17 protein-coding genes and 1 pseudogene are annotated in these 17,942 nt (G+C 70.2%); 11 read left to right on the top strand and 7 right to left on the bottom strand.

The window, feature by feature from the left end:
* Window positions 1–4: 4 nt before the first annotated feature.
* Both ACQBAU_RS16530 and ACQBAU_RS16525 read right to left on the bottom strand, forming a co-directional pair.
* Window positions 5–340: a HepT-like ribonuclease domain-containing protein gene (locus tag ACQBAU_RS16530; protein WP_465255561.1), complete on the bottom strand. Its 336-nt coding sequence runs from the start codon at window positions 338–340 to the stop codon at window positions 5–7.
* Window positions 337–780, bottom strand: coding sequence for a helix-turn-helix domain-containing protein (locus ACQBAU_RS16525; protein ID WP_465255562.1), 444 nt, complete (start codon window positions 778–780; stop codon window positions 337–339). Before ACQBAU_RS16525 ends, ACQBAU_RS16530 begins: the two co-directional genes overlap by 4 nt.
* Before the next feature lie 191 nt (window positions 781–971).
* Here ACQBAU_RS16525 and ACQBAU_RS16520 point away from each other — a divergent pair, with 191 nt between their 5' ends.
* From ACQBAU_RS16520 to purL, 5 genes and pseudogenes are all read left to right on the top strand, one after another.
* A complete protein-coding gene (locus tag ACQBAU_RS16520; protein WP_434550941.1) occupies window positions 972–1,832 on the top strand; it encodes a phosphoribosylaminoimidazolesuccinocarboxamide synthase in 861 nt (286 codons plus the stop codon).
* Window positions 1,833–1,898: 66 nt separating this feature from the next.
* Window positions 1,899–2,141 (top strand): annotated as a pseudogene (gene purS / locus ACQBAU_RS16515) (phosphoribosylformylglycinamidine synthase subunit PurS); the annotation flags it as partial.
* A 107-nt stretch (window positions 2,142–2,248) separates the two neighbouring features.
* Complete coding sequence (gene purQ / locus ACQBAU_RS16510) at window positions 2,249–2,926, top strand: phosphoribosylformylglycinamidine synthase subunit PurQ (RefSeq protein WP_434550940.1); 678 nt, start codon at window positions 2,249–2,251, stop codon at window positions 2,924–2,926.
* A 10-nt stretch (window positions 2,927–2,936) separates the two neighbouring features.
* On the top strand, window positions 2,937–4,655 hold the full coding sequence (locus ACQBAU_RS16505) for a hypothetical protein (RefSeq protein ID WP_465255563.1): 1,719 nt from the start codon (window positions 2,937–2,939) through the stop codon (window positions 4,653–4,655).
* 9 nt (window positions 4,656–4,664) lie between these two features.
* Window positions 4,665–6,929 carry a phosphoribosylformylglycinamidine synthase subunit PurL gene (gene purL, locus ACQBAU_RS16500; protein ID WP_465255564.1) on the top strand — a complete coding sequence of 755 codons (2,265 nt, stop codon included), beginning with the start codon at window positions 4,665–4,667 and terminating at the stop codon, window positions 6,927–6,929.
* Between the two features lie 39 nt (window positions 6,930–6,968).
* On the opposite strand, the gene ACQBAU_RS16495 is transcribed toward purL, so the two are convergent.
* From ACQBAU_RS16495 to ACQBAU_RS16480, 4 genes are all read right to left on the bottom strand, one after another.
* On the bottom strand, window positions 6,969–7,781 hold the full coding sequence (locus ACQBAU_RS16495) for a phytanoyl-CoA dioxygenase family protein (protein WP_465255565.1): 813 nt from the start codon (window positions 7,779–7,781) through the stop codon (window positions 6,969–6,971).
* Between the two features lie 54 nt (window positions 7,782–7,835).
* Entirely contained in the window at window positions 7,836–8,963 is a 1,128-nt protein-coding gene (locus ACQBAU_RS16490) for a mandelate racemase/muconate lactonizing enzyme family protein (protein WP_434550936.1), read from the bottom strand.
* Window positions 8,964–9,052: 89 nt separating this feature from the next.
* Window positions 9,053–9,529, bottom strand: coding sequence for a PPOX class F420-dependent oxidoreductase (locus ACQBAU_RS16485; protein ID WP_434550935.1), 477 nt, complete (start codon window positions 9,527–9,529; stop codon window positions 9,053–9,055).
* A gap of 53 nt (window positions 9,530–9,582) precedes the next feature.
* On the bottom strand, window positions 9,583–10,107 hold the full coding sequence (locus tag ACQBAU_RS16480; protein ID WP_465255566.1) for a YbaK/EbsC family protein: 525 nt from the start codon (window positions 10,105–10,107) through the stop codon (window positions 9,583–9,585).
* A 123-nt stretch (window positions 10,108–10,230) separates the two neighbouring features.
* On the opposite strand from ACQBAU_RS16480, the gene ACQBAU_RS16475 reads away from it, so the two are divergent.
* Together ACQBAU_RS16475 and ACQBAU_RS16470 are read left to right on the top strand one after the other, a co-directional pair.
* Entirely contained in the window at window positions 10,231–10,746 is a 516-nt protein-coding gene (locus tag ACQBAU_RS16475; protein ID WP_465255567.1) for a GNAT family N-acetyltransferase, read from the top strand.
* A gap of 45 nt (window positions 10,747–10,791) precedes the next feature.
* Window positions 10,792–12,141: a M20/M25/M40 family metallo-hydrolase gene (locus ACQBAU_RS16470; protein WP_465255568.1), complete on the top strand. Its 1,350-nt coding sequence runs from the start codon at window positions 10,792–10,794 to the stop codon at window positions 12,139–12,141.
* Window positions 12,142–12,144: 3 nt separating this feature from the next.
* On the opposite strand, the gene ACQBAU_RS16465 is transcribed toward ACQBAU_RS16470, so the two are convergent.
* Entirely contained in the window at window positions 12,145–13,200 is a 1,056-nt protein-coding gene (locus ACQBAU_RS16465) for a CPBP family glutamic-type intramembrane protease (RefSeq protein WP_465255569.1), read from the bottom strand.
* A gap of 82 nt (window positions 13,201–13,282) precedes the next feature.
* Between ACQBAU_RS16465 and purF the strand changes: the two genes are divergently transcribed.
* The 4 genes from purF (at window position 13,283) to ACQBAU_RS16445 (ending at window position 17,915) form a co-directional block, all read left to right on the top strand.
* Window positions 13,283–14,851 carry an amidophosphoribosyltransferase gene (purF, locus tag ACQBAU_RS16460; RefSeq protein ID WP_434550930.1) on the top strand — a complete coding sequence of 523 codons (1,569 nt, stop codon included), beginning with the start codon at window positions 13,283–13,285 and terminating at the stop codon, window positions 14,849–14,851.
* A gap of 32 nt (window positions 14,852–14,883) precedes the next feature.
* The gene (purM, locus tag ACQBAU_RS16455) at window positions 14,884–15,966 is read left to right on the top strand and encodes a phosphoribosylformylglycinamidine cyclo-ligase (RefSeq protein WP_465255570.1); all 1,083 of its coding nucleotides are present in this window, start codon (window positions 14,884–14,886) and stop codon (window positions 15,964–15,966) included.
* 121 nt (window positions 15,967–16,087) lie between these two features.
* Entirely contained in the window at window positions 16,088–16,291 is a 204-nt protein-coding gene (locus ACQBAU_RS16450) for a DUF3073 domain-containing protein (RefSeq protein WP_434550928.1), read from the top strand.
* 109 nt (window positions 16,292–16,400) lie between these two features.
* Window positions 16,401–17,915, top strand: a complete 1,515-nt coding sequence (locus tag ACQBAU_RS16445) for a DUF4870 domain-containing protein (protein WP_465259404.1) — start codon at window positions 16,401–16,403, stop codon at window positions 17,913–17,915.
* Window positions 17,916–17,942 lie beyond the last annotated feature (27 nt).

Genomic DNA, 17,942 nt, shown 5'->3' with positions numbered 1-17,942 from the left:
GGCGTCATTCAACCAGTTCCGCGAGGTGGCCACGGATGGTCGGCAGGTCGGCGACGAGCGTGTCCCAGACGGCCTCGTAGTCGGTCCCGGTGTAGTGATGGACCAGGCGGCCGCGCATCCGCTTGATGAGTGACCACCGCACTTCGGGGTGTCGCGCCGTCGTCTCGTCACTCAGTCGAGCGACGTTCTCGCCGATCTTGATGATCAGCGACTCTGCCGCCAGCCCCGGCACGTTGTCCGGATCGCTGACGTACCACGCGTGGCCGCGGGCAACCAGACCCGCGCCGACGTCGCACAGCCGTACGATCTCGTGCAGTGCGGCTGGGTCCCGCCCTGTCATATGGCGACGGCCGTGGTCAGCAACTCATGGTCGGCGGGCAGGCCGCCGTCCGTCACGACGTCGACGTCGACGCCGAGAAGGTTGGTGGCTCGTTCGGCAAACGCTGCCAGCGTCATCAGACCCACGCCGGGCGAGCGGGAGACCAGAAGGTCGAGGTCACTACCAGGGCCGTCAGTCCCGCGGACGACGGATCCGAAGACGCGTAGGTTCGTGAGCCCGTGGTCAGCCGCCAGGGTCACCAGCTCGTGGTGATGTGTTGCCAGTGCCTCGCGCGGCAGGGGGCGAGCTGCACGCTGCAAGCGCTGCACCATCGCGGGCGAGGCCTTGCGGCGGCCGACCTCATAGGCCGCGATGTTGGGCTGGGCGACTCCCGACCGGCGTGCCAATTCGGCCTGGCTGATGCCGGCCGACTCACGCAGCTCCAGGACGACGTTCCCCATGAGATCACCATATCGCGTGATATGTGCGGTCGCCCCTTCCAAGGCTTGCTCGTCGTGCAAAAGGGCGTCACAGCGACACGCGTGGAGCTGACGTCCACCGACGTCGCCACAGCGCCCGACTTTACGAGCGATCAGGCGTCTCGAGGGGCTCGACGGGCTCGACGGGCGCCGTGGTGTGGCACGATCGGAGCGTGCCACCACAGTTCGCCGACCTCGGCCTCCCGCTCGTCCACGCCGGCAAGGTTCGGGAGCTGTACGACCTCGGGGACCACCTGTTGATGGTGGCCACCGACAACATCTCCGCCTTCGACCACGTGCTCAGCACCCCGATCCCCGACAAGGGTGTCGTGCTGACCCAGCTGTCGCTGTGGTGGTTCGAGCAGCTGGGGATGACCAACCACGTGGTCTCCACCGACGTCCCCGACGCGGTCGTCGGCCGCGCGATCGTCTGCGAGAAGTTGGACATGCTCCCGGTGGAGTGCGTGGCCCGCGGCTACCTGACCGGGTCGGGCTGGACCGAGTACCAGCAGAACCAAGAAGTGTGTGGGGTCCCGCTGCCGGCGGGCCTGCACGACGGGTCCCGGCTCGCCCAGCCGATCTTCACCCCTGCGACCAAGGCCGAGTTGGGCGAGCACGACGAGAACGTCGACTTCGAGACCGTGGCCGAGACCGTCGGCGAGGAGCTGGCCGCCGAACTGCGTGACCGGACCCTGCAGGTCTACAGCGATGCGGAGAAGATCGCCCACGATCGCGGCATCGTGCTGGCCGACACCAAGTTCGAGTTCGGCACCCGCGCGGACGGCACCGTGGTGCTGGCCGACGAGGTCCTCACCCCCGACTCGTCACGATTCTGGGACGGCGCGGCCTGGCAGGAGGGCCGACTGGAGTCGTACGACAAGCAGTTCGTCCGCAACTGGCTGCTGCACGAGTCGGGCTGGGACCGGGCCGCCGACGCACCGCCGCCGCCCCTGCCCGCCGAGGTCATCGAGGCCACCCGCGAGCGCTACCTGACCGCGTACGAACGCCTCACCGGGTCGGCGCTGGTGCTGTGACGACGGCCGACGTCCCGTACCGGGCCGTGTCCGCGAAACGTCCTGCGCCGGGAGGTTAGGATCACCCCCATGGCGCGTGTAGTCGTGGACGTGATGCCCAAGCCCGAGATCCTTGATCCCCAGGGCAAGGCCGTGACCGGAGCCCTGGCCCGGCTCGGCTTCGACGGACTCCAGGTCCGGCAGGGGAAGCGGTTCGAGATCGAGGTGGACGGTGAGGTCACCGAACAGCGCCTCGACGACATCCGGCGCGCCGCGGAGATGTTGCTCGCCAACACGGTGATCGAGCAGTTCGAGGTGCGCACCGAGTCGCCCGCCGGCGCCGGCGCGGCCGCGACGGACGCTGACAGCCCAGACAGTCCCGACAGCCCCGACAGCCCGGACAGCCCCGAATCGGCCGACGAACCCGAGGCGGCGCAGTGAGCCCCCGGATCGGGGTGGTCACCTTCCCCGGTTCGCTCGACGACCAGGACGCAGTCCGGGCGATCCGGCTGATGGGTGCCACGCCGGTCCCGCTGTGGCACGCCCACGACGGCCTCGACGGGGTGCAGGCGCTCGTGCTGCCCGGCGGCTTCTCGTACGGCGACTATCTGCGCTGCGGCGCCATCGCCCGGTTCTCGCCGATCATGGAGCAGGTGATCGCGGCGGCCGGCAAGGGCATGCCGGTGCTCGGGATCTGCAACGGCTTCCAGGTCTTGTGCGAGTCGCACCTGCTGCCGGGAGCGTTGACCCGCAACGAACGCCAGACGTTCGTGTGCCGTGACCAGCGACTCCGGGTGGAGACCCGCGACACCGTGTGGACCTCCGACTTCAGCCGCGGCCAGGAGATCTCCATCGTGCTGAAGAACGGTGAGGGCAACTACGTCGCCGACGCCGAGACGCTGGCCCGGCTCGAGGGTGAGGATCAGGTCGTGTTCCGCTACCTCGACAACCCGAACGGGTCGGCCAACGACATCGCCGGCATCACCAACGCGCAGGGCAACGTGGTCGGCCTGATGCCGCACCCCGAGCACAACGTGGATCCGCTGACCAGCCCGTCGACCGACGGCAGCGCCTTCTTCACCAGTGTCCTGGGGAACCTCCAGGCCTTGGTCTGAAGCGAGGAGGATGCCGAAGCCACCGCCCGACAAGGCCGGACGCAGCCGCGCCCGGGGCTCATCCTCCCGTCGTTCGTCGAAGGCCCGGGCCCACCGCAACGCCCAGCGCCGGCAACGCAGCGTGGTGCAGGTGGCCGCGCTGGCGGTCGCCCTCGGGATCGCGATCGCGCTGCTGTTCGGGCTCAACCTGGTCGGCCAGGTGGCCCAGCCGGTCGGTACGGCGTCGGGCTTCTACACCCCCAAGGTGGCGGTCATCGGGGTCGTCGACCGTACGGCCCCGACCGAGGTCGACCAACGCGTCCTCGGTGCGAACGATGCCCAGGTGGGGGCGGTGCTGACCGGCGGCGCCTGCCCGGCGTCGGGCTGGGCCACGTTGTCGGCCGGCCGGACCGCCACCGTCGACTGTGCCCCGCCGGTCACCGACGACGGTGTGGTCGAGAACTGGCGTGACCGGCAGGCCGAGGCCGCCCGCAGCGGCGCCACCTTGGGCACCCTCGCCGATTCCGGCGCTCAGTGCGTCTCCGCCGTCGGGCCGGGTGCGGCGATCGGAGCCGCCCGCGGCGACGGCACCAACGCCGACTACGCCACCGTCGACACCTTCGTCGCCGGCGACTACACCAGCAACTGTGCGCTCACCCTGATCGACGCCGGTGACCGGTCCGACGCGATCATCGAGGAGTTGGCGGGCCGACCCGACTGGACCGTGGTCGTGGTCGGCATCGGTGGCTCGCACGACGCGCAGTTGGTCTACCGGCTCGGCACCACACTGCCCGGCTGGCTGCTGTCGGAGTCGACCCAGCGTCAAGGCGTCGTCACCGTCCCGGACGTGTCGTGGACGGTGCAACCCCTGGTGGCCGGTGGCGACACCGCCAATCCGCCGCGGCCGGAGAACCCGGCCGACCCCGGTGTCGGCAGTCCGCTGCAGGTGGAGGAGAACAGTGGGGTGAGCCTGCCCCGGCTGACCGCCCACCTCACCCAGGTCGAACGGCTGGTGACCCCGCCGATCGGTGCGATCATCGTGCTGCTCGGGGTGGCGACCGCGGTCACGCTGATCGCGCTCGTGATGTGGCGACAGGGACGACCGGCCGCCCCGGCCCTGCTGGCGATCCTGGCGGCCGGGCTGCCCCTTGCGCTGCAGGTGGCGGGTGCGATCGGCTGGTGGCGCACCTCGTCCGCCGACGCCAGCCTGCTCGGTACGGTGCTGCTCGCCTGGGCCGGCGTGGCGGGTGCAGCGTGGTACGCCCGACGACGTGGGAGGTCGACCGCGACGGTGCTCGCGGTGGCCACGTTCGTGGTGTTCGCCGGTGACGCCGCCCTGGACGGCTGGTGGCACCGCAACAGCCTGCTGGCGCTACGGCCGATGCGCTCCTTCCACGGCTTCGACGGGCCCGCGTGGACGGTGTTGTCGTTGGCCGCGCTCGCGGTGCTCGCGATCGTCACCCGGCCGTGGTGGGCCCGGGCGCTCGCCCGGACGCGCGACGCACCTGACGAGGAGCAGCCGACCAGCAGGAAACGACGCCGCCCACCGGCGCCGTTGCCGTACGACATCATGTGGCGGCCGCTGGTCGCGGTCGCGGTGACCGCAGGTGCGGTGCTCGGGCTGGTCTGGGCGTGGCATCCGCCGACCGGGCCGGACGTCATCTCCGGCATCGGGACCGCAGTGTGGGTGGCGGCGAGTGGTTGGTGGCTGGTCCGGACGGACCGGCGCGACCGCGGCCTCGTCGGATAGCGTTGCCTCGTGGCCGATACCGTCCGTGACGCACAGCACGATCCCGACACCGCCCAGCCGTGGGCCGAGTTGGGACTCAAGCCCGACGAGTACGACCGGATCCGCGAGATCCTCGGTCGGCGCCCGACCTCGTGCGAGTTGGCGATGTACTCGGTGATGTGGTCCGAACACTGCTCGTACAAGTCGTCCAAGGTGCACCTGCGCCGCTTCGGTGAGTTGCCGCAGGAGACCAGTGCGGGCAAGCTGCTCGCCGGGATCGGCGAGAACGCCGGCGTGATCGACATCGGGCAGGGCTGGGCCGTCACGTTCAAGGTGGAGTCCCACAACCACCCGTCGTACGTCGAGCCGTACCAGGGCGCGGCGACCGGGGTCGGCGGCATCGTCCGCGACATCCTCGCCATGGGTGCCCGGCCGGTCGCGGTGATGGACCCGCTCCGCTTCGGTCCGCTGGACGCCCCCGACACCGCCCGGGTGCTGCCCGGCACCGTCGCCGGCGTCGGTGGGTACGGCAACTGCCTCGGCCTGCCGAACATCGGTGGGGAGGCCGTCTTCGACAAGACCTACGCCGGCAACCCGCTGGTCAACGCCCTCTGCGTCGGGGTGATGCGGCACGAGGACCTGCACCTCGCCCACGCCACCGGGGTCGGCAACAAGGTGATCCTGTACGGCGCCGCGACCGGTGGTGACGGCATCGGCGGCGTGTCGGTGCTGGCCAGCGAGACCTTCGACGAGACCGGGCCGTCCAAGCGCCCGAGCGTGCAGGTCGGTGACCCGTTCACCGAGAAGTTGCTGATCGAGTGCACTCTGGAGATCTTCGCCGCCGGGCTCGTGCACGGCATCCAGGACCTCGGCGGGGCCGGCCTGTCGTGTGCCACCTCCGAGCTCGCCAGTGCCGGTGACGGCGGGATGCGGGTCGAGCTCGACCTGGTGCCGCTGCGTGACTCCTCGCTCGCTCCGGAGGAGATCTTGATGAGCGAGTCGCAGGAACGGATGATGGCCGTCGTCGAGCCCGACAAGGTCGACGCCTTCCTCGACATCTGCCGCAAGTGGGACGTCCAGGCCACCGTGATCGGTGAGGTCACCGACGGTGATCGGCTGCAGATCGACTGGCACGGCGAGACCGTGGTCGACGTGCCGCCCCGGACGGTCGCCCACGACGGCCCGGTGTACGAGCGGCCGTACGCCCGACCTGCCGGCCTCGACGCCGTACAGGCGCGCACCGCCGACGTACTGCCCCGGGCAGCCGGCGGGGACGAGTTGGCCAACCAGTTGTTGACCATGGTCGCCTCACCCAACCTGGCCGACAAGTCGTGGATCACCGACCAGTACGACCGGTACGTCCGCGGCGACTCGGTGCTGGCCCAGCCCGAGGACGCGGGCATGATCAGGATCGACGAGGGCACCGGGCTCGGTGTGGCACTGAGCACCGACTGCAACGGTCGGTTCTGCTTCCTCGATCCGTACGAGGGCGCGAAGTTGGCGCTGGCCGAGGCGTACCGCAACGTCGCCGTCAGCGGTGCCCGGCCGATGGCGATCACCGACTGCCTCAACTTCGGTTCGCCGGAGGACCCGTCGGTGATGTGGCAGTTCGTCGAGTCGATCCGCGGCCTGGTGGACGGCTGTCGCGAGCTGGGCCTGCCGGTGACCGGCGGCAACGTCAGCTTCTACAACCAGACCGGGGAGACCGCGATCCTGCCGACCCCGGTCGTCGGTGTGCTCGGCGTGATCGACGACGTCGCGCTGCGGACCCCGTCCGGGTTCGCCACCGAGGGCGACGTGGTGTGGCTGCTCGGCGACAACACCGAGGAGATGTCCGGCTCGGTGTGGGCCGACGTGTTCCATGATCACCTCGGTGGTCGGCCGCCGGCCCTGGACCTTGATCATGAGCAGCGGCTCGCCGAGGTGTTGATCACTGCGAGCCGCCGCCAACTGCTCAGCTCCGCCCACGACCTGGCCGACGGCGGACTGGCCCAGGCAGTGGTGGAGTCGATGCTGCGGCACGGCTTCGGCGCCACCGTCGAGCTGCCGGCGGTCGAGCCCACCGCAGCGCTGTTCGCCGAGTCGTCCGGCCGGGTGCTGGTCTCGCTGTCAGCCGACGGGCAGGACGCGTTCGGCGAACTGTGCGCCCAGCACGGCATCCGCGCGCAGCGACTGGGCGAGGTGACCGCGGCGGGCGCCGACGCCGAACTGGTGGTCCGTGACCAGTTCAGCCTGCCGCTGGCCGAGATCCGGAGTGCCTGGCAGGCCACGATCCCGGCGGCCCTGGGCGACTGAGCCGAGCCGACTCGGACGGTCCGGTGGGCCCCCGGCCCTTCAGTCGACCGGGTACAGCACCGGGTTCAACGGGCTGGCGACCACGTCACCGGGGCGGCACCCGGGCAGCCAGGTCGCGAGGTCGGCGACCTGGTTGTCGTTCGCCGGCTCGGCGATGATCATGTCCGCGTCCACGTAGATGATCGTCATCACGCGGCGCGGCTGGTCCGACAGATTGGCGCCGGCATGGTGGAACGTCCAGCCGAGGTGGAAGGACACGTCCCCCAGTGCGTACGGCGACTCCTCGACGACGTACCCCCGCTCGACCAGCTGTTCGGCGATCTGCGCCTCGGACTCGTCGCTGATCGGCAGGGTGCGACCGAGGTCGACCTGATGGCTCCCGGCCGCGAACGACAGCGGGCCCAACTCCACCGGAGTGTCCTGCAACGGGATCCACGCGGTGATGCAGCGGTCGGTGGTGAACGGCCAGTAGTACTGGTCGGCGTGCCACGGGGTCAGCCCGCCGCTCGGCTCCTTGTACAGCGCCTGGTCGTGGTACAGCCGCACCGACCGTACGCCCAGCAGTTCGGCGGCCAGCCGGGCCAGGTCGGGGGAGCGGACGAACCGTTCGACCTCGGCGTCGGTCCGCCACAGGTTGGAGACCTGCAGGAACGCCTTGCCGTACGTGTCCCGCTCGGTCAGCGGCACGTCCTGGTCGTTGAGCTCGATCACCTTGTCGGTGATCACCGGATCGAAGTGGGTGAGCTCGGCCGGGTCGAGGGCGCCGCGCAGCTTGACGAAGCCGTTGCGGTCGAAGAAGGCATGGTCGGCGGAACTGAGGCGGTGATCAGTGGTGATCGTGGGCGTGGTCATCGTCGAGCACTTCCGGTCGAACGGGTGTCTGGCACCAGTCTGCCGTTGCCGGCCTCACACGCTGTAGGCGACCGAACCGTCAGCCCGCATCGGGATGTCGGGGATCGCCCGACCCACCAGGTCGAGCTGCCAGTCACCGGGGCGGTGGGTCACCCCGATGCCGGGCTCGGTCGGCAGCGGCAGGTGGCCGCCGTCGCGCCGGACACAGGGGACGAACGGGCCGTCGAGCAGTTCGTCGTCGACCCAGCTGTACTCCTGGGTGACGAAGTTCGGGATCGACGCCATCACGTGGACCGACGCGAGAGTGAGCAGCGGGCCGAGGCAGTTGTGCGTCATCACCGCGGCATGCCGGGCCTCGGCGATGGCGGCGATCTTCTTCACGTGACTGATGCCGCCGGCCAGACCAAGATCAGGACGGACGAACTGCGGGCCACCCTGGTTGAGGAGTTCGGTGAACTCCCAGATCGAGTGGAACCGTTCCCCGTTGGCGAACGGGGCGCCGTACGACTGTCGTGCGATGGTGGCCTGTTCGGTGACGGAGTCGATCTGGATCGCGTCCTCGACGGCCAGCGGGTTGAACTCGACGAGCCGGGGGACGACGGCCTGCGCCTGCAGCGGGGTCAGTTTGCGGTGCAGCTCGATCAGGATGTCGACCTCCTCGCCGACGGTCTCGCGGACCGCGGCCACCGTCTCGACGGTCCGGCTGACGAGCTGGGCCTGGGGCAGGTCGCCGTAGTCGGCCGGGAACGGGTCGAACTTCACCGCGGTGAAGCCGTCCGCCACCACCTCGCGGGCCTCCGCGGCCAGGGCGTCGGGGCCCGATCCCGCCAGCAGCCGATGCAGCCGGATCCGGTCACGGGTGCTGCCGCCGAGCAACTGCCACACCGGGACGCCCAACGCCTTGCCCGCCAGGTCCCACAGGGCGATGTCGATCGCGCTGACGGCCGCCATCAGGATCGAGCCACGGAACGGCGCCATCCGGTAGAGGTGCTGCCAGTGGTGCTCCCGTTGCCACGGGTCCTTGCCGACCAGGTGGTCGCCGAAGGTGTCGATCACCGCCGCCACCGCGGTGGGGTAGCCCCAGCAACCGGACTGGCCGTAGCCGGTCAGGCCGGTGTCGGTGTGGACGGCGACGAAGTGCCCGTCCCCGTGGACCATGGAGTCGACTCGTTCGATCCGCACGGTGACCTCTCCTCGGCTGCTGCGCCGTCACGTCACGGCGGTCTCACCTCACCGTACGCGCATCTGGCCGGCCGGCCGGTCGCTGCCGCTCAGCGGTCGAGTCGCGCAGCCACGTCGGCGGGGAAGCCGCCGGTCGCGATCGGGCCCCAGCGCGTCGGGGTGATCCTGATCAAGGACTTGTCCTGGATCCGCATCGCTTCGACGTACTCGTCCCAGTCGGGATGCTCGCCGGAGATGCACCGGAAGTATTCCACCAGCCCGTCGGCGGCTTCTGGCATGTGGAGCACCTCCGCGTCACCGTCGACCTGTGTCCACGCCCCGCCGAAGTCGTCCGACAACACCACGACCGACACCTGGCGTCGACGCTCGGCGTTGCGGGTCTTGGCGCGCGTCGGATAGCTGGAGATCACGATGCGGCCGACGGTGTCGACGCCGCCGGTGACCGGTGACAACTGCGGACGACCGTCGGCGCGGGCCGTGGCGAGCAACATGTGGTGGCGTGGTCTGACGAACTCCAGCAGTCCGGCCAGGTCGACCTCGGTGTTGGTCGCGATGGATCGAGGCATGAAGCCAATCTAGGCGACACCCCCGAGCTGCGCGCCGCTGACCGGGGCAACCGTCAACCCCGGGCGAGGGCCAGCTGCTCCGCGCCGGGCAGTTCGAGCAGTGACGCCGCCGGTACCAGCACCTTGGCGCCCCGGATGCCTGCACCGATGACCACGTCACCGGCCGCCAACACGTGGTCGTCGACCAGGATCGGCCACATGTCGGGCAACCCGATCGGGGTGATGCCGCCGCACTCCATGGCGGTCAGTGCGACGGCGTCGTCCATCGGGGCGAAGGAGGCCTTGCGGGTGCCCAGGTACTTGCGGATCACCCCGTTCACGTCGGCCTGCATGGACGCCAGCACCATGGCGGCGGCGTACCGGGTCTCCTCGCCGCGGCGCCCGGCGATCACCACGCAGTTCGCCGAGTTCGCCAGCGGCACCTCGTAGGTGCGACAGAACTCGGCCGTGTCGGCCACCGCGGGGTTGATCGGCGCCACCTCGACACCGGGGACCGTCGCCGCGAGCCGGCGTACGGGCGGGGCGACCAGGTGTTCGACCGACGGGCCGTACGGCTGCCAGGGCAGGGATCCACGCATGCTGCCCATCCTAGGGAGCCCTGCGGCAAGGGTGTCGGCACCATCAGCGGCGACCTTCTTCCATGCCTGATCAAGGACGGAACTCGGTTGCGTACGGATCGGCCTGGGTTGATCATGGTCGCCATGTCGTTGATCCTCCGTCCACCCGAGTCGTCCGACGAACCCCGGTGCCGGGAACTCCATGCCCAGTTGGCCTTGGAGGACTTCGAGTTCCTGCACCGCGACGGGCCGTGGGCCCAGGTGCTGGCTGAGACCGAGCGCGAGGCACGTGGGGTGGACCTGCCGGAAGGCCGGGTGCCCTGCGACTTCCTGCTTGCCGAGGTGGACGGGGTGATCATCGGACGTGTGTCGATCCGGCGGGCGCTGAACGACTTCCTGCTGGAGGTCGGGGGCCATGTCGGGTACGCGGTCGCGCCGGAGCACCGTCGCCGCGGCCACGCCACCGAGATCCTGCGCCAGTCGGTCGCCCGGCTCGCCGACGCCGGGGTGACCCGGGTGCTGGTCACCTGCGACGACGACAACATCGCTTCGGCGGCGGTGATCGAGGCGTGCGGGGGAGTGCTGGAGGACGTGCGTACGGCGCCCGACGCGGCGCCGAAGCGTCGGTACTGGATCCAGGCAACCACAGCCGCCGGCTGACGCCGCCGCGACCGGCTCAGGGCTGCCGGCCATAGGGTGGCGGACATGACCGACCTCGCCGCCACCGTCGAATCCCTGTTTCCCGAGGTGCTCGACACCTTGACCGAGCTCGTCGCGATCGAGTCGATCAGTTCGCTGCCCGACCACGCCGACGTCGTGGAACGCAGCGCCGACACGGTCGCCCAGCTGCTGGTCGAGCTCGGCTGCCCCGAGGTGTCGGTCCGGCGGACCGGTGGCAGCCGACCTGCGGTGATCGCCCACTTCCCTGCCCCGGAAGGGATGCCGACGGTCTGCCTGTACGCCCACCATGACGTGCAGCCGACCGGCGACCCGGCGGCGTGGTCGTCGCCACCGTTCACCGCGACCCGACGTGGTGACCGGCTGTACGGCCGGGGCACCTCGGACGACAAGGGCGGCCTCGCAGTCCACCTGGCCGCACTGCGGGCGTTCGACGGCAAACCACCGGTGGGGGTGAAGCTGTTCATCGAGGGCGAGGAGGAGGTCGGCTCGCCGGCGGTCGGCGCCTTCCTGGACCGCCATGCCGCCGACCTGGCCGCCGACCTGTTCGTGATCTGCGACTCGGCCAACTGGGAGGTCGGCACACCTGCCTTCACCACCACGTTGCGCGGGCTGGCCGACTGTGTGGTCGAGGTGTCGACGCTCGATCACGCCCTGCACTCCGGCTCCTTCGGCGGCGTCGTGCCCGACGCCCTCACCACGCTGTGTCGGGTGCTCGCCACGCTGCACGACGAGCAGGGCAACGTGGCGGTCGCCGGCCTGGGCTCGACCACCGCGGCACCGCTGGACTACCCCGACGACCGGCTGGCCGCCGAGGCCGGACTGTTGCCCGGGGTGTCCCAGCTCGGTGACGGTCCGGTCGTCGACCGGATGTGGACCCGCCCGTCGGTCAGTGTGCTGGCGATCGACGCGACCCCGGTGGCGGACGCCTCGAACACCTTGTCCGCCACGGCCCGGGCGAAGGTGAGCCTGCGGGTGGCGCCGGGCGATGACGCGGCCCGCGCGTTGGACGTGTTGGCTGATCACCTGGTGCAGGCCGCTCCGTGGGGTGCCAGGGTCGATGTCGTACGAGGTGACGTCGGTCAGCCGTCACAGGTGGCCCCGGGTGGCCGGTTCGCCGGAGCCGCCGCAGCTGCGTTCGAGCAGGGCTTCGGTGTGGCGCCGGTCGAGATCGGCCAGGGTGGCTCCATCCCGATGGTGGCCGAACTGCAGCGTCGCTTCCCCGAGGCGGGCATCTTGATCACCGCGGTGGGTGACCCCGACACCCGTGCCCACGGCATCGACGAGTCGGTGCATCTGAGCGACCTGGCGAAGGCGTGCGTGTCCGAAACCCTGTTGTTGCAGGGAATCGCCGACCAGGTCCGATCCGTCGGGTGAACGTCAGGCGGAGTGCCGGACGGGTTCCTCGGGGCGCTGGAGGGCCTCGGGGATGCTGGCCACGGTCGGCCCGCCCGCCGGCTCCACCTCGTACTCCGCTTCCTCGAACTCGTCGAACCCCTCGTCGAGGTCTTCGTCGTCGAGGTCTTCGTCGTCAAGGTCGTCGTCCAGGTCCTCGTCGTCCAGGTCCTCGAGGTCGTCGACCTCGTCCGGCGGCAGGTCGGTCTCGAGAGTCATCAGTGCGCGCTCCGGGGCCGCCCCGGCGGAGTAGCGCCAGCGGGCGACCAGCCACACCACGGCCGCGACCACCAGCGAGGTGATCGCCAGCCCCCACATCGAGAGCCGGTCCTGGCCACGTTCGGGCAGGAACACCAGCATCGACGCGTTCAAGGTGGCGTGCAGGGCCGTACCGATCACCAGGTTCGCACCCGGGACGAACTCCAGCACACCGCGGATCAGCACGCTCAGCGAGATCGTCATCAGCGCGAAGGCCGCCGCCGCTTCCGCGGACAGGGCGCCGCTGATGGTGGCCCAGACCGCCCAGAACACCCCGACCCCGATCGCCGCGGGCAGCGGACCCCACCACTGTTCGAGCTCGGGTTGCAGGTAGGCCCGCCACGCCGTCTCCTGACCCAGTGCGGTCACCACCGCGGTCGCGATCGCTATCACCACCGGTAGCGCGGCCACGGGCAGCGGGGTCCGGGTCAGCGTGATCGTGTCCCGGGCCGCCATCGTGGTGATGACGATCACCGCACCGATCGCCACCGAACCCAGCACCGCGGCCAGCAACCGCAGCGAGGGGCGGCCGAGGAGTGCCAGCTCGGGTGCCCGGTGGTGGTCACGGAAGACGAGGAACAGCAGGCCGACCGCCATCGCCGGTCCGAAGTGATGCAGTTCGATCCATTCCGGCGCCGGCCCCACAGCGGACTGCAGCAGCACCAGACCGAGGGTGAACACGGCGCAGGCGATCATGAAGAGCGCCAGCGGCGCCCACCGCGGTAGGGCATGGGTGAGCGCGGTCGCGCGGGACGCGACGGTACGCAGCCGAAATCCACCCATGCCCCGTACGCTAGTCCGCCACCCTTTGGTGGCAAGTACTTGCGGGGTGGGTTCCGGGATCGATCAGGGTAGGGTGTCCTGCGTGCCACGCCCCGACGGTCAACTGACCCTCGACATCGATCCGATCGAACGCGGACCCCGAGACGCCTGTGGCGTCTTCGGCTTGTGGGCCCCCGGTGAGGACGTCGCCAAGCTCACCTACTACGGGCTGTACGCGCTGCAGCACCGTGGCCAGGAGAGCGCCGGGGTGGCGGTCTCCAACGGCGGCCAGATCATGGTGTTCAAGGACATGGGACTGGTGTCCCAGGTGTTCGACGAGGCCACCCTCAGCTCGCTGAAGGGGCACCTCGCGATCGGGCACACCCGCTACTCGACCACCGGCGGCAGTGTCTGGGCGAATGCGCAGCCGACGTTCCGGCCGACGGTGGGCGGTGGGCTCGCGCTGGGCCACAACGGCAACCTCACCAACACCGAGGAACTGCAACTGTGGCTGGCCCAGCGGGAGGAGGAGACGCAGCTCGACGGGACGGTCAACGCCGATCCGGCGCTCGTTCCCGACCTGCGCGCCTCCCTGAAGGACTCCACCAACGACACCTCGTTGATCACCGCCCTGCTGGCCACCTTCGTCGACCTGTCGCTGACCGACGCCGCCCTGCAGGTGCTGCCGCGGCTGCGGGGTGCGTTCAGCCTGGTCTTCATGGACGAGCAGACCGTGTACGCGGCCCGCGACCCGCAGGGGATCCGGCCGTTGGTGCTGGGCCGGCTGGAGCGCGGCTGGGTGGTGGCGAGCGAGACCGCCGCCCTTGACATCGTCGGTGCCTCGTTCGTCCGGGAGGTGGCACCGGGGGAGATGGTCGCCATCGACGAGGACGGGTTGCGCAGCTTCACCTTCGCCGAGGCGGACCCGAAGGGCTGCCTGTTCGAGTTCGTCTACCTGGCCCGACCCGACACCACGATCAGTGACCGCCAGGTCCACACGGTGCGGACCGAGGTCGGCCGTCAGTTGGCGCGGGAGCACCCGATCGAGGCAGACCTCGTCATCCCCGTCCCGGAGTCGGGCACGCCCAGTGCCATCGGGTACGCGCAGGAGTCCGGCATCGACTACGGCGTCGGACTGGTCAAGAATGCGTACGTGGGCCGGACCTTCATCCAGCCCAGCCAGACCATCCGACAGCTGGGCATCCGGCTCAAGCTGAACCCCTTGCCCGAGGTGATCCAGGGCAAACGGCTCGTCGTGGTGGACGACTCGATCGTGCGCGGCAACACCCAGCGTGCCCTCGTACGGATGCTGCGGGAGGCCGGTGCGGCGGAGGTGCACGTACGGATCTCGTCGCCGCCGGTGAAGTGGCCGTGCTTCTACGGCATCGACTTCGCGACCCGGGTCGAGTTGATCGCCAACGGGTTGAGTGACGAGCAGATCTGTCGCTCGATCGGTGCCGACTCGTTGGGGTACGTGTCGCTGGAGGGTCTCACCGCGGCGACCGAGCTGCCCGCAGCGTCGCTGTGCCGGGCCTGCTTCAACGGTGAGTACCCGGTCGAGGTGCCCCTCGCGGCCCGTCTCCGGGAAGGGGTGGCCGAGCGGACCGACGCCGACGGCCTGTCGAAGTCGTTGGGCGGCGTCGGCGCCGAGGATGCCCTGAGCCGCCCGTGAATGCTGAGTCGCCCGTGAATGCCGAGTCGCCCGTGAATGCCGAAACTTCCCGGCCCGCGGACCGTCCGCAAAGTGCGTACGCCCGCGCCGGCGTCGACATCGAGGCCGGCGACCGGGCCGTGGCGCTGATGAAGGACTCGGTCGCCCGTTCGAGCCGCCCCGAGGTGATGGGCGGGATCGGCGGGTTCGCCGGTCTGTTCGACGCGTCGGCGTTGGCCCGCTACCGGCACCCGGTGCTGGCCACCTCCACCGACGGGGTCGGCACCAAGGTCGCCATCGCCCAGGCGATGGACCGGCACGACACGATCGGGTTCGACCTGGTCGGGATGTTGGTCGACGACCTGGTGGTGTGTGGTGCCGAACCGCTGTTCGTGACCGACTACATCGCCTGTGGTCGGGTCGTCCCGAAGCGGATCGCGGCCATCGTGGACGGCATCGCCCGGGCCTGCCGGGCGACCGGCGCGGCCCTGCTCGGCGGGGAGACCGCCGAACACCCCGGTCTGCTGGGACCTGACGAGTACGACATCGCCGGCGCCACCACCGGCGTCGTGGAGGCCGACGCGCTGCTCGGGCCGGACCGGGTGCGGGCCGGTGACGTGGTCGTGGCGATGGCCTCGTCGGGGCTGCACTCGAACGGCTACTCGCTGGTCCGGCAGGTGCTGCTGACCGAGGCCGCTTGGGCGCTCGACCGGGAGGTGGCCGAGCTCGGCCGCGACCTCGGCTCGGAGCTGCTGGAGCCGACCCGGCTGTACGCGCTCGACGCGCTCGCCCTGATCGATGCGGTCGAGGTGCACGCGATGAGCCACATCACCGGCGGCGGGTTCGCCAACAATCTGGCGCGCGTCCTGCCCGACGGGCTGGCCGCCACGATCGAGCGCGGCAGCTGGCAGCCGGCGCCGATCTTCGGCCTGGTCCAGCAGGTCGGTGGCGTGTCGCAGGCCGACCTGGAGGCGACCCTCAACATGGGGGTCGGGATGGCTGTCGTGGTGGCGCCCGAGGCGGCGGACGAGGCCGTACGATTCCTGATGTCCCGCGACGTGCCCGCATGGGTGTGCGGGGAGGTTCGGGACGCTGCGCAGGGCTCGCCGCGGGCCGAGTTGGTGGGAGTTCACTGACCGGTACGTGGGTCGCTTTGTCGCGGTTGAACGGATTGGGTAGCCTGCTACTCACGACACAGTGAACAGACGAGCCCGCGGCATAGCCGCCGGCGCAGACCATGCGAGGGGGTCGGACCCAATGGGGCGCGGCCGTGCGAAGGCAAAGCAGACCAAGGTGGCCCGGGATCTGAAGTACCGGACCACAGAGACCGATTTCGAGTCTCTCGAGCGAGAGTTGCGAGGCGGGGACGATCGCGGGGAACCGCAGATTCCGGACGCCTATGCCGACCTCGCCGACGACTACGACAGCGACGACGAACGACACCTTCGTCAGTCCGGCTGACGTCACCGACACCTTCGGGCCGCCGAACGTCCCACGCAAGTTCGTCTCATGGCGGACTTGTGGCGTGGGGTGATTGGCGGTGATCCCCGCATGGCTCTAGCCTTGACCCATGAGCCAGAGCCCAGAGAACCCGTCGGATCCGTCCTGGTCGCAGCAGCCGACCCAGTCCTCCGGCGAGTCCGGGCACTGGGGACAGCCTGTTCCGCCAGCTGAGCAGCAGTCCGGTGAGTGGGGTGCTCAGGCACAGCCGGAGCAGCCAGCCGCCTCGAGTTGGGGTGGTGACCAGCAGTCCGCCGGTGGTTGGGGTCAGCCGCAGGAGCAGCAGGCTGACGCGGGTCAGCAGGCCGGTGGCTGGGGTCAGCCGCAGGAGCAGCAGGCTGACGCCGGTCAGCAGGCCGGTGGTTGGGCCGCCCAGACCGGTGATGGCCAGTCCGACAGCTCGGGCGCGGAGTCGCAGGGCCAGTGGGGTGCCGTCGGTGGCGACCAGCAGGCGCAGCCGGCGACCGACCCCTACGGCCAGCCCGTGAGCCAGGACCCGTACGGGCAGGCTCCAGGCACTGAGCAACAGAATCAGTACGGCCAGCAGGGTCAGTACGGCGAGCAGCAGGGTGCGTCGGCGGCGTCGGCTTCGGACCCGTACGGGCAGCAGCAGGGTCAGTACGGTCAGCCGTCCGCCTCTGACCCGTACGGGCAGCAGCCGGGCCAGCAGGGTCAGTACGGCGAGCAGCAGGGTGCGTCGGCGGCGTCGGCTTCGGACCCGTACGGGCAGCAGCAGGGTCAGTACGGTCAGCCGTCCGCCTCTGACCCGTACGGGCAGCAGCCGGGCCAGCAGGGTCAGTACGGCGAGCAGCAAGGTGCCTCGGCGGCGTCGGCTTCGGACCCGTACGGGCAGCAGCCGGGCCAGCAGGGCCAGTACGGCGAGCAGCAGGGTGCGTCGGCGGCGTCGGCTTCGGACCCGTACGGGCAGCAGCAGGGCCAGCAGGGTCAGTACGGTCAGCCGTCGGCCTCTGACCCGTACGGTCAGCCGTCGGCGTCCGACCCGTACGGTCAGCAGCAGGGCCAGCAGGGTCAGTACGGCGCCGCACCCGCGGATCCGTACGGCCAGCAGCAGGGCCAGCAGGCCTACGGCCAGCAGCAGCCGGGCCAGTACGGGCAGCAGGGCCAGCAGGGCTACGCCGAGCCGCAGGGCTACGGGCAGCAGCACGGCGGCTACCCGCAGCAGGCCGGACAGCCAGGTGCCGGTGTCGACCCCGTGATCGGCATGCCGCCGCCGGTGGCCGGTCAGCAGCCGCTGAGCCCCTCCGACGAACGTCAGTGGGCCTGGATGTCGCACGCCGGTGGGGTGATCCTGAGCGTCATCGCCCCGTTGATCTTCTACATCCAGTACAAGGATCGCAGCGCCTTCGTCGGCGAGCACGCCCGTCGGGCGCTGAACTTCGGCATCCTGAACGTGATCTTCCAGATCGTCGGCTGGGTCCTGGTCAGCCTGCTGTCGGTGATCTTCATCGGCCTGTTGCTGATCCCGGTGATGTTCGTGCCGTACATCTTCATGATCATCGGCGCGGTCAAGGCCAGCAAGGGCGAGATGTACAAGTACCCCGTGCACGTCGACATGGTGAAGTGACCCGAGCGTGACCGGCGACAGGGACCG

It is taken from the genome of Carbonicoccus niuqiaonis (assembly GCF_050157065.1).
GTDB lineage: Bacteria > Actinomycetota > Actinomycetes > Propionibacteriales > Propionibacteriaceae > Avipropionibacterium.
The sequence above is the reverse complement of the archived record's forward strand: the minus strand, read 5'-3'. Positions and strand labels throughout refer to the sequence as shown.

Excerpts from the sequence above, each read along its gene's own strand:
- ACQBAU_RS16530 (WP_465255561.1), bottom strand. The coding sequence starts at position 340 with ATGACAGGGCGGGACCCAGCCGCACTGCACGAGATCGTACGGCTGTGC.
- ACQBAU_RS16525 (WP_465255562.1), bottom strand. The coding sequence starts at position 780 with ATGGGGAACGTCGTCCTGGAGCTGCGTGAGTCGGCCGGCATCAGCCAG.
- ACQBAU_RS16505 (WP_465255563.1), top strand. The coding sequence starts at position 2,937 with ATGCCGAAGCCACCGCCCGACAAGGCCGGACGCAGCCGCGCCCGGGGC.
- ACQBAU_RS16495 (WP_465255565.1), bottom strand. The coding sequence starts at position 7,781 with ATGACCACGCCCACGATCACCACTGATCACCGCCTCAGTTCCGCCGAC.
- ACQBAU_RS16485 (WP_434550935.1), bottom strand. The coding sequence starts at position 9,529 with ATGCCTCGATCCATCGCGACCAACACCGAGGTCGACCTGGCCGGACTG.
- ACQBAU_RS16480 (WP_465255566.1), bottom strand. The coding sequence starts at position 10,107 with ATGCGTGGATCCCTGCCCTGGCAGCCGTACGGCCCGTCGGTCGAACAC.
- ACQBAU_RS16475 (WP_465255567.1), top strand. The coding sequence starts at position 10,231 with ATGTCGTTGATCCTCCGTCCACCCGAGTCGTCCGACGAACCCCGGTGC.
- ACQBAU_RS16470 (WP_465255568.1), top strand. The coding sequence starts at position 10,792 with ATGACCGACCTCGCCGCCACCGTCGAATCCCTGTTTCCCGAGGTGCTC.
- ACQBAU_RS16465 (WP_465255569.1), bottom strand. The coding sequence starts at position 13,200 with ATGGGTGGATTTCGGCTGCGTACCGTCGCGTCCCGCGCGACCGCGCTC.
- ACQBAU_RS16450 (WP_434550928.1), top strand. The coding sequence starts at position 16,088 with ATGGGGCGCGGCCGTGCGAAGGCAAAGCAGACCAAGGTGGCCCGGGAT.
- ACQBAU_RS16445 (WP_465259404.1), top strand. The coding sequence starts at position 16,401 with ATGAGCCAGAGCCCAGAGAACCCGTCGGATCCGTCCTGGTCGCAGCAG.